The 15,677-nt window shown below is 55.0% G+C and carries 15 protein-coding genes; 10 read left to right on the top strand and 5 right to left on the bottom strand.

Annotated elements, in window-relative coordinates; all coding sequences use genetic code 11:
• Window positions 1–453 precede the first annotated feature (453 nt).
• From JWG43_RS01775 to JWG43_RS01795, 5 genes are all read left to right on the top strand, one after another.
• Entirely contained in the window at window positions 454–1,479 is a 1,026-nt protein-coding gene (locus tag JWG43_RS01775; protein ID WP_205241091.1) for an agmatine deiminase family protein, read from the top strand.
• Window positions 1,476–2,360: a carbon-nitrogen hydrolase gene (locus JWG43_RS01780; protein ID WP_205241092.1), complete on the top strand. Its 885-nt coding sequence runs from the start codon at window positions 1,476–1,478 to the stop codon at window positions 2,358–2,360. Before JWG43_RS01775 ends, JWG43_RS01780 begins: the two co-directional genes overlap by 4 nt.
• Before the next feature lie 7 nt (window positions 2,361–2,367).
• A complete protein-coding gene (locus tag JWG43_RS01785) occupies window positions 2,368–3,738 on the top strand; it encodes a ferredoxin reductase family protein (protein ID WP_205241093.1) in 1,371 nt (456 codons plus the stop codon).
• Window positions 3,739–3,934: 196 nt separating this feature from the next.
• Complete coding sequence (locus tag JWG43_RS01790) at window positions 3,935–4,531, top strand: YceI family protein (RefSeq protein ID WP_205241094.1); 597 nt, start codon at window positions 3,935–3,937, stop codon at window positions 4,529–4,531.
• A gap of 226 nt (window positions 4,532–4,757) precedes the next feature.
• Window positions 4,758–5,495: a glycosyltransferase gene (locus JWG43_RS01795; protein WP_205241095.1), complete on the top strand. Its 738-nt coding sequence runs from the start codon at window positions 4,758–4,760 to the stop codon at window positions 5,493–5,495.
• Window positions 5,496–5,517: 22 nt separating this feature from the next.
• Here JWG43_RS01795 and JWG43_RS01800 read toward each other — a convergent pair whose 3' ends face one another.
• Window positions 5,518–6,264: an SDR family oxidoreductase gene (locus JWG43_RS01800; protein ID WP_205241096.1), complete on the bottom strand. Its 747-nt coding sequence runs from the start codon at window positions 6,262–6,264 to the stop codon at window positions 5,518–5,520.
• A 32-nt stretch (window positions 6,265–6,296) separates the two neighbouring features.
• Window positions 6,297–7,034 (bottom strand): TraX family protein, encoded by a 738-nt coding sequence (locus tag JWG43_RS01805; RefSeq protein ID WP_205241097.1) that lies wholly within the window; start codon window positions 7,032–7,034, stop codon window positions 6,297–6,299.
• Between the two features lie 266 nt (window positions 7,035–7,300).
• Between JWG43_RS01805 and JWG43_RS01810 the strand changes: the two genes are divergently transcribed.
• From JWG43_RS01810 to JWG43_RS01825, 4 genes are all read left to right on the top strand, one after another.
• On the top strand, window positions 7,301–7,495 hold the full coding sequence (locus JWG43_RS01810) for a hypothetical protein (protein WP_205241098.1): 195 nt from the start codon (window positions 7,301–7,303) through the stop codon (window positions 7,493–7,495).
• 481 nt (window positions 7,496–7,976) lie between these two features.
• Complete coding sequence (locus tag JWG43_RS01815) at window positions 7,977–8,477, top strand: metal-dependent transcriptional regulator (RefSeq protein WP_205241099.1); 501 nt, start codon at window positions 7,977–7,979, stop codon at window positions 8,475–8,477.
• A gap of 112 nt (window positions 8,478–8,589) precedes the next feature.
• Window positions 8,590–9,540 (top strand): alpha/beta hydrolase, encoded by a 951-nt coding sequence (locus tag JWG43_RS01820; protein WP_205241100.1) that lies wholly within the window; start codon window positions 8,590–8,592, stop codon window positions 9,538–9,540.
• A complete protein-coding gene (locus JWG43_RS01825) occupies window positions 9,537–10,037 on the top strand; it encodes a deoxycytidylate deaminase (protein ID WP_205241101.1) in 501 nt (166 codons plus the stop codon). Before JWG43_RS01820 ends, JWG43_RS01825 begins: the two co-directional genes overlap by 4 nt.
• A gap of 51 nt (window positions 10,038–10,088) precedes the next feature.
• On the opposite strand, the gene JWG43_RS01830 is transcribed toward JWG43_RS01825, so the two are convergent.
• The 3 genes from JWG43_RS01830 to JWG43_RS01840 form a co-directional block, all read right to left on the bottom strand.
• The gene (locus tag JWG43_RS01830; protein WP_205241102.1) at window positions 10,089–10,577 is read right to left on the bottom strand and encodes a universal stress protein; all 489 of its coding nucleotides are present in this window, start codon (window positions 10,575–10,577) and stop codon (window positions 10,089–10,091) included.
• 1 nt (window position 10,578) lies between these two features.
• The gene (locus JWG43_RS01835; protein ID WP_205241103.1) at window positions 10,579–12,651 is read right to left on the bottom strand and encodes a TRAP transporter permease; all 2,073 of its coding nucleotides are present in this window, start codon (window positions 12,649–12,651) and stop codon (window positions 10,579–10,581) included.
• A 341-nt stretch (window positions 12,652–12,992) separates the two neighbouring features.
• Complete coding sequence (locus tag JWG43_RS01840; protein WP_205241104.1) at window positions 12,993–13,961, bottom strand: TAXI family TRAP transporter solute-binding subunit; 969 nt, start codon at window positions 13,959–13,961, stop codon at window positions 12,993–12,995.
• A 689-nt stretch (window positions 13,962–14,650) separates the two neighbouring features.
• Between JWG43_RS01840 and msrB the strand changes: the two genes are divergently transcribed.
• Window positions 14,651–15,652, top strand: a complete 1,002-nt coding sequence (msrB, locus tag JWG43_RS01845; protein ID WP_240193323.1) for a peptide-methionine (R)-S-oxide reductase MsrB — start codon at window positions 14,651–14,653, stop codon at window positions 15,650–15,652.
• Window positions 15,653–15,677: the final 25 nt, after the last annotated feature.

Raw genomic sequence — 15,677 nt, forward strand, 5'->3', positions numbered from 1 at the left:
TTTCTACTTCTTTGCTTGGATTCCGGCCACTTTTTTGTCTAATTTGAAACGAAGAGGGGCATGAAGGGAGCGCAACCAATTGGAACAAGCGAATACTGATCCCTGAATCCGTGGCGGCTAACCTGTTGTTTGAGTTTTATTTTGCTGTAATCATATTATAATCGTCGAAGCATTCTTGACGCGAACTTCCACCCATCGCCCTTCGTGGCGTTCGTCAGCACGCCGTCTTCATTGCCCGTAACCGTCCGATAAAATGTACTTAAATTCAACGGTCAACGCCAATATAGCTGATGCACGGATGAACGCTCACGGATCCAGGTGATCGTCCTTTTTTTGCTTGCCCGGGCATCACGAATGTCGTATCCGTTCACCACTCTGTACATATTTCAAATGGTGTGACCCAAAAAACTCCCATCATGGACCAACCCAAATCCTCTGCAGAACAATCGAGCTATGAACATCCGTCTTCCCGCTGAATGGGAAAAACAGGATGGTGTCCTCCTGGCCTGGCCGCATGCGACCAGCGACTGGCACGACCTCCTGGAAACAGTTGAACCGGTCTTTGTCGCCATTACCCGGGCAATCAGCCAATTTGAACAGGTGCTCATCGTCGCTCCAGAGATTGAAGCAATCCGAACTCGGCTCATCAAAGACGGGGTGGATCTGCAACGTGTCCGTCTGTACCCTGTGCCGACCAACGATACCTGGGCGCGGGATTTTGGCGCCATCACAGTGCTCGAAAGTGAAATCCCGGTACTAATGGACTTTGGCTTTAACGCCTGGGGGTTGAAATTTGCCGCCTACCTCGACAACCAGATCACTGCAACCCTGGCCCGATCCGGGGCATTCGGACGATGTGAAGTCCGTACTCTCGGCCTGATCCTCGAAGGGGGGAGTATCGAAAGCAACGGTGCCGGCACCCTGCTGACCACCAGTCAGTGCCTCCTCCATCCTAATCGCAACCCCCACCTCAACCGCTCAGCAATTGAAAAGGCCCTTGCGGATCTGCTGGGGGCTTTTCATATTCTCTGGCTAGAGTCCGGTTCTCTGGTCGGAGATGATACCGATGCACACATCGACACCCTTGCCCGCTTCTGCCCCAACGACACCATCGCCTATGTCCGATGTGACGATCCTGCCGACGAACATTATGCTCCCCTGAAGGCCATGGAATCAGAACTTCGTGCCTTTCGCACCCCATCCGGACATCCCTATCGCCTTGTGCCCCTCCCCTGGCCGAGTCCCTGTTACGATGCCAATGGGCAGCGCCTGCCGGCCACCTACGCCAATTTTCTCATCATCAACGGTGCGGTGCTGGTCCCTGTGTACCAGGATGATCAGGACGCCAAGGCCCTGGAGATCCTTGCTCAGGTCTTCCCAGACCGTACAGTCATCGCCATCGACTGTGGCCCGCTGATCCACCAGCATGGTTCGCTGCATTGCGTGACCATGCAGATTCCCAGAGGAGTTTTGCCATGAACATCCTTACCGTCGGCCTGGTGCAGCAACGCTGTGTCGATGACCGGCAAAAAAATATCGCCAGGAGTGTGGAGGCAATCCGAGAAGCCGCCACTCGGGGAGCCTGGTTGGTGGTTCTCCAGGAACTGCATTGCAGTCAGTATTTCTGTCAGACCGAGGCTACCGCCTGCTTTGATCTGGCTGAACCGATTCCAGGACCGGCCACCACGGAGTTTGGCGCCCTGGCCAGGGAATTGGGTATCGTCCTGGTCACTTCTCTCTTTGAAAAACGGGCGCCGGGCCTGTACCACAACACCGCCGTGGTTTTGGAGAGGGACGGCAGCATTGCCGGCCGGTACCGTAAGATGCACATCCCCGATGACCCCGGGTATTATGAAAAATTCTACTTCACCCCGGGAGATCTCGGATTTCAACCCATCGCCACCTCGGTGGGCAGACTGGGGGTCCTGGTCTGCTGGGATCAATGGTACCCCGAGGCGGCCCGGTTGATGGCCATGGCCGGGGCCGACCTGCTCATCTATCCCACCGCCATCGGTTATGACCTCAACGATCCCCTCGAGGAACAAATCCGCCAACGAGAGGCCTGGATCACCATTCAACGCAGCCATGCCATTGCCAACGGGATCCCGGTGGTCAGTGTCAACCGGGTCGGTTTTGAACCTGACCCCTCGGGAGTCGGTGCCGGTGCACAGTTCTGGGGTCACAGTTTAGTTGCCGGGTGCCAGGGCGAACTGCTTGCTCTTGCCGACAACGACCAAGAGCAGGTGCTCGTCATCGATCTCGACCGGGAGCGCAGCGAGCAGGTCCGCCGCCTCTGGCCTTATTTCCGTGATCGCAGGATTGATGCCTATGGTGACCTCACCCGGCGATATTGTGATTGATGCGAACATGAAACACACTGAAGGGAAAGCTGCTATGATTGTCTGGTCTCAGGCGACGCGCACCGTTCTGGGAGTCCTGGTGGTGCTGGTCATCCTCGTGGTGCTTGCAGGGGCTGTATCCATCCCCTTCCGCTTCGAATCCTCGTCCATGCTCTACAAATTCGGCAGTGCCAAGGTCATGCTGCAGATCGGCAAGGTCCTGGGCATGGTCGCGGGCGTCCTCCTCCTCATTCAGTTACTCTGGAGTGCGAGAATCAGATTCCTGGACAGGATTTTCGGTTTGAACAACCTGTTTCGATTTCACCGCCTGATGGGCATCACCATTGCCGCTTGCGCCCTGCTCCACCCAATACTGGTCTACCTCCCGGACAACACCCTGATCATTCCCCTGACAAAACGCTACTGGCCGGAACTGGTGGGGCTGGGCCTGTTACTGTGCATCCTGAGCATGGCCATCACCAGCACCTTCCGCAGCAGCCTACGGCTCCCCTACGAGTTCTGGCGGACCGCGCATCGCGTGGCAGCCGTCGTGGTCACCGCCGGATTGGCCGTTCATGTGCTCAACGTCAGCGATAGCTTCGGGCGGGGAGTACCCCAAACAGCGACATACTGGGCCATCGGGCTGTGGGTGCTGCTGTTTGCCTGGATGACCGCGCATCGGTTCTGGATCAGGATCAGACCACACACGGTCGCGGCGGTGGAGCCGGCAGGACGGGATACCGTGCGTCTTTGCGTGAGGCCGCGAACAGGCCGAGCTTTTGCATACGCCCCCGGGCAGTTCGCCTTCATTCGGATCAGATCCGCTGGTGTACGAAGCGAGGAGCATCCATTTACAATCGCCTCGTCTCCGCAAAGGCCGAAGGAGCTGGAATTCGTCATTCGCCTTTGCGGTGACTGGACCCGCTCCATAGCCACTGTTCAGCCTGGTGACCAGATCAGCATCGATGGCCCCTACGGCATTTTTTCCCATTTTCGTTGCAACGGACACGCGGAACTGGTCATGATCGCCGGCGGGATCGGCATCACTCCCATGTTGAGCATGCTCCGATATATGGCCGATTCGAACGACCACCGCAAGATCACCCTGATATGGAGCAATAAAACCAAGGATGATGTGGTGCTGGTCGATACATTCCGGGAACTGGAATCCCGCCTTCCCGGATTGCGGATGCACCTTTTTTTCACAAGAGGACCTGAGGCCGCGACCACAGGAGACCGCCTGAACCGCGTCATCCTGGAAAGGTTGCTGATGGACAGCGGCCGGGACGCAGCGGTTTTCATATGCGGTCCTGAGGGGATGATGGCGGGAGTGGCCAAGGTGCTTCCTGGCCTAGGCTTTTCACACCAACGGATTTTCACGGAACGCTTCAGTTTGTAATATCACTGATTGACTCGCCTGACGAAAGTAGTATATTAATAATGATAATCAGATCGTCGACAACAACTGAACGAAAGGGATGCTCCATGAGAATCGTTCTCGGGACAAGTGGGCCTTCCACCTGTCCAGACCAGTGACAGAGAGCAGAGAGCGACCCCTTCTTCTCTATTCAAACCTCATTCAAAGGAGTGCTGTCATGAAATGGAAAGCCGCCCTCTTCACCCTCGCCCTTGCTGTGCTGCTGGGAGCTCCCCTGGACCAGGCTCGAGCCGGACAATGGGAAATCGACCAGGACCATACCGGTATCTATTTTGATGTCCGGCATACTTTTGTCACTGTCCGCGGTCTGTTCGATGATTTTTCAGGGACCATATTGTTTGATCCTGAAAACCTGGCGGCTGCCCGCTTCGATTTCACGGTCAATGTTGCCAGTATCAATACCAATATCACCAGACGAGACGACCACTTACGCTCAGCCGACTTTTTTGAAGCGAGAACCTACCCTCGCATGACCTTCACCACCAAAAGCGTCCACCATGTACAGGGGGATGAATACGCCCTGGAAGGTGACCTGGCCATCAAGGATGTGACCAAGCGGATAACCGTGCCCTTGAGGTATTTCGGAATGCAGGAAAACCCCTTGAAGCGAGGGCAGACAGTCGCGGGTTTTGAGATCGATTTCATGCTGGACCGCCTGGAGTACAATGTCGGATCAGGACGGTTTTATGAGATGGGGGTCATTGGCAGGGAGGTTCGCGTCCTCATTGCCCTGGAAGTTCTCAAGGACAGTTGATCTGCTCCTTGCTGGTTATTATCCCCTGGGTCCGAAAACCTTCGTTCGTGACCGTTCGAATAAAGGACACTTTTTCGGACCGGTACGGGCAATGAAGATGGCGTGCGAACAGGCGACCCGAAGGGCGGCGGGTGACGACGAAGTGTCAAAAATATTGTCGCACTTCATAACCTGAGTCCTGCGAAATACATCACAAAAAAAGTCCAGCCGTCACGGATCCAGGCCATTGTCAACAACGAGCTATAGCATCATCATTCCTGCCTACAACGAGGCTGAGGAACTGCCTGCGACCTTGGCTGCGGTGCAGCGGGCCATGGCTGCGCAGAACATTGCCGGCGAGTGTATTGTCGTGGACAACAACTCAAGCGATGGCACCGCCGATGTGGCCAGAACCGGCGGCGCCGATCGCGTGGTTCACGAGCCGGTGAATCAGATCGCCCGCGCTCGCAATGCCGGCGCCGCCGTCAGCGGCGCCGACTTTTTGGTCTTTGTCGATGCCGATACCCGCATTGAGGCCGCATTGCTGACCGATGCCCTTGACCTGCTTCGTTCCGGCCGCTGCGTCGGTGGAGGAGCTCTCATTCAATTTGAGGGCACAACCACCTTCCTCGGCCGCTGCACCCTCCGCTTATGGAATTGGATTTCCCGACTCACCCGCAATGCCGCCGGAAGCTTCTTTTTCTGCCGCCAAGACGCCTTTCAAGCCGTGGGTGGCTTTGATACCAAGCTCTATGCCTCCGAGGAATTGCGGCTTTCCCAACTGCTCAAGAAATGGGGGCGTGCCCGGGGTCAGTCGTTTATCATCCTCACCGATCCCCCCGCCGCCACCTCCGCCCGAAAATTGCACTGGTATACCAGCCCGGCCATTCTTGGTTTGATTCTTCTCATGGTGTGCATGCCCTTTGCCGTCCGTTCACGCCGGCTCTGCGCCTATTGGTACAATCGCCCCAAGCCAGGAAAATAACGAACGCCTAAATCTTCGCGTCTCAGGCAGCAAACCCGCCATTGACCAGGATATTCTGACCCGTTACCCAGCCTGATCGCTCATCAAGCAGCACCGTGACCAGATCGGCGACATCAGCAACGGTGCCGATCCTGCCCAGAGCCGCCTGGGCGGCGAGTCGGGCAATCTGCTCATCGGATTTACCGGCGCGAAACAGCTCGGTATCGATCGGTCCGGGAGAGACGGTATTGACCCGTATGCCGCGCCCGCCAAGCTCCCTGGCCAGTACTTTGCTCATCTGTTCAACCGCGCCCTTTGATGCGGCATAGGCACCATAGGTCGGCAGCATGACCCTGGTTACCGTTGAACCGATATTGATGATACTGCCATTGTTCTCCATCAATCGTGCCGCATGGCGACAGCAGAGAAAAACCCCTTTGATATTCACATCGAAAATCTGGTTGATATCCTGCTCGGTAAAGTCCTCAAAACGCTTGTAGATGGCGATACCGGCATTGTTGATGAGAATATCGAGACGCCGGCAGCTGTTCATCACTGATAAAAAAAGATGGTCGATATCTTCGGGTTGGGCCATATCGGCGGCGATCGCTCTGGCTGAACCGCCTTGTACCGCGATCGTCTCCACCAGTTCATTTGCCTGCTGCTGGTTGTGCAGATAAGTAAACACCACCGTGGCACCCTGCTCGGCCAGGTTGCCGACAATTGCCCTGCCGATCCCTCTTGAACCACCGGTAACAATTGCCGTTTTTCCCGTCAGAAATTTTTCCATGCTCTCTCCCCGGACATATTCTCGGTCAGCTTTCACAGCAGCAACTTGATTGCGGCCAGATGCAAAGGATAAAAGAGGTAAAATGAATACTGCAGCCAGTTGGCGTGCCACCCAATCTGCCCATTATACCGGCAAATCAGCAAAAGGGACAGGACACTGAATGGCTGGAAAACCGCGGTCGGATGCGTGTGGAGCAACCAGGATAGAGTCCAGTCCGTATGCGGATCGGTCAGGAGAATATCAATGAGCAGGTTGACGCCCAGCAGGACCAGCAGAATCAAACCGGATGACAGCAGAAAAGGATTCCTCTGCCCATGGAACCGGTGCATGACAAATATCAACAGCACTCCCATCGAACCGTATTCCACCCGACCCAATTCCGCAGCCAGCAGGCACAGCAGCGGTATCCACCAGGATGGACTGCGCTCATACCCTGCAATTGCCATCAGACCCAGACAAAGGGTAAAGAGAATGTTGAGTTGGCTGGGGGGACTGCCCTCCAGCCAGGCGATGACAAACCAGGAGACCACCCCCAACAGGAACAGCCGCATCCAATAGCGGGAAACATCCCGGGTGTGCCGATACCCAACGACGATGAAAAAAGCGAAAAGAGGGAAAGCCAGGCGACCAACCAGCCTCAAGGGCCACATAATGGCGTATTGATCAGCCAACAGATAGTGCCCCACATGATCCATCAACATGCACAGGCAGGCAAGGAATTTCAGTTGGACAGCGGTCGTGCTGGTTCCTTGGTCATCAGGATAACGCAAAAAGAACACCTCTGATCACCTCCGATACAGGAGCGTGGTACATTGCGCACTCATCAGCTCCACGATTGGCAGGGGTAAAGGAATCTGGGTCTCAATTCTGTTGAGCACACAGCAACGACTGCCTCATCCAGACTGGACAGACTGCCAGAATAATCGGCGGTACCCAGGCGGTCATCGGAAAAAAGGCAGCAAGGTGCCTGCCGTTCACTTATCCCTTGTTTCTCCAATAACATGGTGCACATATCCGGGACGGGTTCCGCCTCGCCATGGACATGAAAGACGGTCACCTTGGCGGCATCCCGGTCGAACTCCTGCGAGAGGACGATGAAGCAGAACCGGGCAAGGGAATCCAGATTGCCGACCGGCACTCCATCATGGAAAAAGGGGAGATCGTCTGGTCCGGGACAACCAAAGACCTCGGCAGCAATAAGCAATTGCAGTCCCGCTGTGTTGGTATTTAAAATGCAATGCAGGCAAATGCTGCTAAAGCTGTCACTCAGCGACTCTGTTTACTCTTTTCTAAATTTGTCCCCGGACAACAATACTGTTCAAAACACGAAACTATTTTTTGACAAAAAGGGACAGGTGGAGTACGTATCAGATCGGAGACCGTCCGCAACCCAATCGGTTTCAGGTGTCCGATATAATGAGCATTCTTACGTATTCGCCTGAATCCGTGACATCTGGACTCTTGTTATGGATATATCGTACTTTCATCACATTGTAATTGCAGCGGAACCCTTGATAATAACCTTCACCAACCGCCCTTCGGGGCGTCCGTCCGCTCGCCGTCTTCATTGCCCGTAACCGTCCGATACAGTGTACTTTCATCGAACGGTTACAGACAACAAAGCTGACGCACGGACGAACGTGCACTGATCCAGGACTCCTCGATATAGACCGCTCCCCCGAATCCTTTCTGATCCATGCAATGGACCGCCGATGCTCAAGCAACCACTGACCGCCAGCCAGGAAGATTATCTGGTAGCGGTATACCTCATCTGCAAGGAAAAGCAGGTCGCTCGCGCCAAGGACATTGCCAGAAGACTTGGCGTCCGAGCCTCTTCGGTAACCAATGCCTTGCGCGTCCTCTCTTCCCTTGACCTGATCAATTACGCCCCCTATGATCTAGTCACCATGACCGATACCGGACTCAAAGCGGCGAAAGAGGTGGTCGGCAGACACGAGGCTCTCAACAACTTTTTCGTCACCGTACTCGGAGTCGATCAGGCAGAGGCTGAACAGGCCGCCTGCAAAATGGAACACAGTATACCGAAATCGATTGTTGACCGATTGATCCAGTACGCCCAGTATGTTCAAGATTGCCCCCGCAGCGATGTCACCTGGAAATCCGGCTTTGGTTATTACTGTACCAGCAACTGCGGCGCTAAGCAGTGTGAACGTCCTCAGTCTCCCAAGAAAAAGCCTGGCAGGAAAAAATAAAGGTGCCATAATATGGCCAACACTGGGGAGCAACGACGGAAGGAAACGGATCAGTGCACATTGACCTTGGGCCAGCCTTCATTGCACCCGGAAACGACTACGGAACGGCATCATGCAGTCCACCCTGTGTTTCCTGTTCTGCGCTGTCGGCGTATCCGGCAATATCGGCAACACTGAAAACAACAACAACCAACAGATGGAGACCCTTTTGACACAACAGAAGAGTATGGATCATCCGGATATCAACCGGGTGCTGTTCCACCCGACCAGAGTCGGCAAAAATCCGACCCCTTCCGGAGCCATTGATATTCAGCCGACCATAGCCGATGGCATTTCCCTTGGCTGTCGACTGTTCAGCCACTCCACCGAGGCCCCTACATTGATTTTCTTCCATGGCAACGGTGAAATCGTTTCCGATTATGATGACATCGGCCCTATCTACATGCAGCAGGGTCTGAACTTTCTGGTCACCGATTACCGCGGTTATGGCTGGAGCGACGGAACCCCCCTGGTCAGCACTTTTCTATCCGACAGCAACGCCCTCTTTCTTCAGTTGCGTCGATGGCTCACCGAACATAGCTACAGTGGCCCGGTGTTTGTCATGGGCCGTTCTCTGGGCAGCGCCGCTGCCATCGATGTCGCGGTCAATCACAGCGATGCGGTGGACGGTCTTATCATCGAATCGGGTTTTGCCCAAACTCTGCCCCTGGCCAAGGTCCTGGGGCTTGACCTTGCAAAGCTGGGCATCAGCGAGGAGCAGACTTTTAACAACAGCGGCAAAATCGGCCAGTTTACCAAACCAACCTTTCTTCTTCACGGCCAATACGACCAGTTGATCCCTATCTGGCAGGCAGAAAAACTGATGGCTGAGAGCAATGCCAAGACAAGGGAACTGCAGATCGTGCCCGGTGCTGATCATAATTCGCTCATTGCCGTGGCCGGCTTGCTCTATTTCCAGGCCATTAAAAAATTCATTGATAAATCAACCGGCAACGCGCCTGACTGGCGGGAACGGCGCCGCCAGTTCAAGCAGCAGCAAACCAATGGATTGACCGCCGAATGACCACCACGGGCAAACGAACCGGGTATCTCTCCTGGGATGAATACTTCATGGCGGTGGCCCTGCTTTCGGGTCACCGCTCCAAAGACCCCAACACCCAGGTAGGGGCTTGCGTGGCTAATGACCAGAACAAGATTGTCGGTGTCGGGTACAATGGGTTCCCCTGGGGCTGCTCGGACGATGAACTGCCGTGGTCACGGGAAGGCAGGTATCTGGATACCAAATACCCCTACGTCTGCCATGCGGAACTCAACGCGGTCCTCAATTCCATCACCTACGACCTGCGGAATTGCCGGCTTTATGTCGCGCTTTTCCCATGCAATGAATGCACTAAAGTGATCATTCAGGCGGGCATCCACGAAATCGTCTATCTCTCTGACAAATACGCCGACACCGAGCCCGTCCAGGCCGCAAAAATCATGCTGGAAAAATCAAAAACTTCGTACCGCCGTTTTTTTCCTGCCAGGGAATCCATCCTCCTCAACTTCCGGATCGACTGACGGCCACCTTCCCTCAATCGGAACACCGCCCCGGACCCGGACAGGCACTGGTCATTTATCCGGCGGTACGACCAGCACCGGCAGCCGGGTACGCCGCAGTAACCGGCCAGCCACGGACCCCAGAAAAAAAGGATGGATTACGCCCCGACGATGGGCGCCAATCACAATCAGATCGGCATTGACTTCATCGGCAAAGGCAAGAATGCCAGCCACCGGGCGACCGTGGGAGATCGCAAACTCAATATTCTCCTTCATCTCCACCAGATATTCCTGCAACCCGGCCTCACGGTTTTCCATAAACCGGTTGCGAAGCTCCTCCCCCTGCTCATCGAAATGCTTACGTTCCTCGTCGATCAGGGTATCCTGACCCATAACAGCGGCAACACTCTGAATGACCGCCTCCTCGACCTCTGGAAGCACGTGGAGCACAAACAGCCTGGCCCCGTGGAGACGGGCGGTGAGCAGGGCATGGCGGAAGACAACCCGACTTCCCGGTCCCTGGTCAGTGGCATAGAGCACACGTGCATATCGTTCTTTCATATCAGATGCCTCCCGCTGTTGCCGTATCTTTTGGCCGGCGCTGCCATTGCATCAGAATGACCAGACACAATAAACCCACTCCAATCAGATACGCTGGATATTTTCCAGGCAGTCCAACCAGATTGGAGATAAAGCCAGGGCGAAACATCACCGCCGTCACGGCCAACAGAAGTGGTATTTCATACCAGCGTATCCGCACAATAAACCAGCCCTGGGTGACGGCGGCAAAGGCAAAACACCCCAGGCAGGTCATGAAGAAAATGAGCATCGCCATCCAGAAACTGTCAATCCCCCACAGGAGCAGATCAGTGTTAAAGATGAAGATAAAAGGCAGCACCGCTGTGCGGATATCATACATGAAGCCCTGGACCCCGGTGGCTATCGGCGGGGAATGGGCTATGGCGCTGGCGGCATAGGCCGCCAGCCCCACCGGCGGCGTATCATCGGCAAGGATACCGAAATAAAAACAGAACAGGTGGGCAGCGATGAGCGGCACGGCAAAGTCCTGGAACTGAGCGATGGTGACGATGACCGGAGCGGTCAAGGAAGCCATGACAATATAGTTGGCCGTGGTCGGCAGCCCCATGCCCAGAATAAGACTGGCCACCGCGGTAATCATCAGCATGAGAATGAAATTACCCCCGGAGAGGATATCGATGATATCGGTGATCCTCCCGCCCAGCCCCATGGTGACGATCCCGACCACGATTCCCGCTGCAGCAGTGGCTATGGCTACCGATACCATATTGCGGGCACCCGCCACCATACCGTCCAACACCTCACGGCCGCCACGGGCCAGCCCGGCCCGCACATCTCCGCCTTGAACCCAGGCACGGGCGGCATGTTGCAGCAGCATGATCGGCACCAGGGTCATGATGGCGCGAAAAGCAGCAAGATCCGGACTGTGCCGGGCGATAATCAATTCATAGAGGAGAACGCCCAGAGGGACAAGGAACTGCACACCACTCAGCAGAGTGGTGAAAAAACCGGGCAGATCGACCCGGGGAAGCCCCTTGAGCCCCAGCTTCGAGGCCTCGACGTGGGTGATGAAAAACAGGGTGGCATAGGCGGCAAAGGCGGGAATGGCCGCTGCCTTGCACACCTCAAGATACGGCATGTTGACATACTCGGCGATAATAAAGGCTGCTGCCCCCATGATCGGCGGCATGAGCTGACCGTTGGTGCTGGCCGCAACCTCGATGGCTCCCGCTTTTTTGGCTGGATAGCCAACCTTTTTCATCAATGGAATCGTGAAGGTACCGGTGGTAACGACGTTGGCAATGGAGGAACCGGAAACCAGTCCGGACAGACCCGAGCTGAGGACCGCTGCCTTGGCTGGACCGCCTTTGTAGCGACCCAGCAGACTCATGGCCAGATCAATGAAAAAACGGCCGCCTCCAGCTTTGTGCAGCAGTGCCCCGAACAGAACAAAGAGAAAAACGATGGTCGCGGAAACATGGAGCGGTATACCGTAGATCCCCTCGGTGGTCAGGGTGATCTGGGAGAAATAACGATTGACACTGACTCCTTTAAAAGCGAGGACATCGGGCATATAAGGCCCATAAAAGGCATAAAGGGTGAAAGCGACAATAATCACCGGCAGGGCAGGCCCGATAACCCTGCGGGCTGCCTCCACCAGCAGCACCACCAAAAGCAACCCGCAAAGCACATCCCGCTGTAACGGTGCTCCTACCCGGCTTGCCAACCCCTCATAATCAAAAAAAATATACAGTGCCGAGCCGACGGCAAGCAGGGCCAGCAAAACATCGGGAAGGGTGACGCGGCTTCGTTCACCAAGCCAGCGTAATCCGGGAATGTCAATTGTACGCCGCAAGGTTGGATAGCCCAGGAAAACAAGGGCAAAAGCGAAAGCCAGGTGAATGGCCCGGACAATGGTGGAGTCAAGCAGCAACCAGGATGCCAGAGAAAGCTGGAACAGAGTCCAGCACAACGCAATGACAGGTATCGCCCAGCGCCCCCAGTTTTTGGGACGACGCAGCCCCAATTCCTCCTCTTGAGCCATGCGCCGGGCACGGCGTACACCTTCATCCTTGCGGGTATCGGCACTGTTCATGGAGCCCTCCTTAAAAGGTTGACAGAAAGTAACCTCTGGATCGGTGAGCCTTCACCGGCACTCAATTCGCGAAAAATCAGGGGGCTATACAGAAATCTTGACCCGGCAGCCTGCGCATCAGCTCTCAAGCACCGATAACCACCTCCTGAATCCGTGACGGCTGGACGCTTTTTTGGATATATCTTGCTGTAATTATATTATAATTTCAGCAGAATCCTTTAAGAGAACTTTCACCAGCCGCCCTTCGGGCCACGACCAGCTTGCACTTGCACCCGCTGAACAATGGCAGCAAAAAAAGGCCCGAACGACAAGGTTGCCGTCCGGGCCACAAGGTCCAACGATCACATGAGACCGGCTTCCTTAAAAAACTTTACAGCACCAGGATGGAGCGGCGCGCTCAACCCTTCGAGCATGTTCTCCGGGGTCAGCACTGCCAGGGCAGGATGGAGGTTGCGGAAGGATTCCAGTTGGGTGAACACTTCCTTGGTAACGGCATACACGACATCGTCAGGTACATCAGCGCTGGTGCACAGGGTTGCTTTGACACCGAAAGAGGGGACGTCGGCATCATTCACAACGTTCGGGTAATGATGAATCGGAATGTCTGCAGGGGCATAAAAAGAGTGCATTTCAGTCAATTTGGCGACCATCTCCTCGGGAACGGTGACAAAATTCACCTTGCGAGTCCCGGCGGTGGCTTCCTGGACTGAACCGTTGGGATGCCCCACAGTGTAGAAGAAGGCATCGATGCGGTTATCCTGGAGCATGCCTGCTGATTCCGCGGGCCTGAGGCCTTCGGCTTTAAGGTCCTGGTCAGGGTCGATACCCGCAACGGCGAAAAGATCAAAGGCATTGCTGCGCTGGCCGGAGCCAGGCTGACCAATGTTGACGATCTTACCCTTCAAATCGGCTACAGTCTTGATGTCCTTGTCCACAGCAGCGACAATGGTGACAATTTCCGGATGCAGAGCAAAGACAGCCCGCAATTTTTCCTGCGGACGACCTTCCCAGTCATTTTGACCACTGAAAGCATGATACTGCAGGTCAGACTGCACTATGCCGAATTCGAGATCACCAGCCATCAACGCGTTGATATTGAACACCGAACCACCGGTGGATTCCACCGTGGCACGGATATTATACTCGTCACGCTTGGCATTCACCATCCTGCTGATGGCACCTCCCACCGGATAGTAGACCCCGGTCACCCCTCCGGTACCGATGGTGGCATAGCGGACTGCCGCTTCCGCGGCAGGAACGCCGATGGCCAGAACGAGCATTCCCGCAAATAGCATCCCCAGTCGTTTCATGAAAAACCTCCCTCATTTGTAATGGTGGAGCGACGCGACTGGCATCGCCCCGGAACAAGACCGGTCGAATTCGACCGAGCCAGTGTGAACTTGACAGGTACCGTTGGCCATAGCCTGAATCCGTGACGGTTGGACTCTTGCTGAGGATGAGGTGTACTGCGCTCGGGGTTGTTCTTACGGGGATTTTCAGATAGTACCCTTCACCCGCCGTCCTTCGGGTCGTCCCTCCGCAGGCCCTCTCCATTGCCCATTCCGGTCCGAAAAAAAAGGGTCCTTTACTGGAACAGCCACAAGCGACAAAGCTGTCATACGTAAGGAAACTCGCGGATCCAGGTACTGTTCAGCTCAGCGAGTCGACAAGTACGCTGATGTCGAGCCTCGAAACCAAGCGCCGAATTGACTTTTAAATATGTATCTTCTAGCCGCATCTTTGGCAAGTTTTTCCTTCTTGTTGTCTGCCCCAAATCGTTGAAAGGCGACAGCCGGGTGGTTTGCCGATGCATATTCAGTCTGGCGAGCCTGAAAAATATTCTTATCTTTTAATGATAAATTTTCCCATCCCCTTTTATCAGATCTTGAATCAGGAGGATATCGTCATGCTTTCATTCCACACCTTTTCGCTCATCTGCATTCTGCTGGCAGCAGGTATTGTCTTTGCCTCAATCAGTGGCAACGACAAAACGATCGGGATGCAACCAGATCCCGACAAAGAAGGCGCGAGCAACCAGCAGACAGCTCTCTTTGCCGGTGGCTGTTTCTGGTGCATGGAGCCACCCTTTGAAAAACTCGATGGTGTTCTCTCTGTCCGTTCCGGATACGCGGGCGGCGCCACCGAAAATCCAAGGTATGAAAATTATGCCCGCGGCGGTCATCTGGAGGTGATTGAGGTGGTGTATGATACCAACCGGATCACCTACAACGAACTGCTGGAGACCTTCTGGCGGCAAATCGATCCCACCGATGCCGGTGGCCAGTTTGCGGATCGGGGCTCCGGGTATACCAGCGCCATTTTCTACGCCAACGAAAACCAGCGCCTGGCAGCGGTGCAATCCAAAGAGAATCTGGCATCCAGGGGCATTTTCACCAAACCTTTGGTCACCCCGATATTACCGGCATCGCACTTTTACCCGGCGGAGGACTATCATCAGGATTATTACAAAAAAAACCCGATTCGCTATCAACTCTACCGAGCCGGTTCCGGCCGGGAAAACTTCCTCAAGACAACCTGGCAGCATGTTCCCACCGTGGAGACTGACAAGACTGACATGAAAGAAGATCTGAAAAAACGTTTGACCCCGCTCCAATACGAAGTTACCCAGAAGGACGGCACTGAGCCACCCTTCAATAACGAATACTGGAACAACAAAGAAGAGGGCATCTATGTTGACATTGTCTCCGGCGAACCGCTGTTCAGTTCCACCGACAAATATGATTCCGGCACGGGTTGGCCCAGTTTCACCCGCCCGCTGGTAGCTGACAATATTGTCGAGCACACCGACAGGCGGCTGTTCATGGTTCGTACCGAAGTCCGCAGTCGGCAGGCGGATTCCCATCTGGGGCATGTTTTCAAGGATGGCCCGGCACCAACCGGTCTTCGCTACTGCATCAACTCAGCGGCCTTACGTTTTGTTGCCAAAGATGATCTGGAGCAGGAAGGGTTGGCGGAGTTCCGCCACCTGTTCGACAAGTAACACAACAGGTTGGAGGTGAGTCGGA

It is taken from the genome of Desulfobulbus alkaliphilus, from assembly GCF_016918545.1.
GTDB lineage: Bacteria > Desulfobacterota > Desulfobulbia > Desulfobulbales > Desulfobulbaceae > Desulfobulbus > Desulfobulbus alkaliphilus.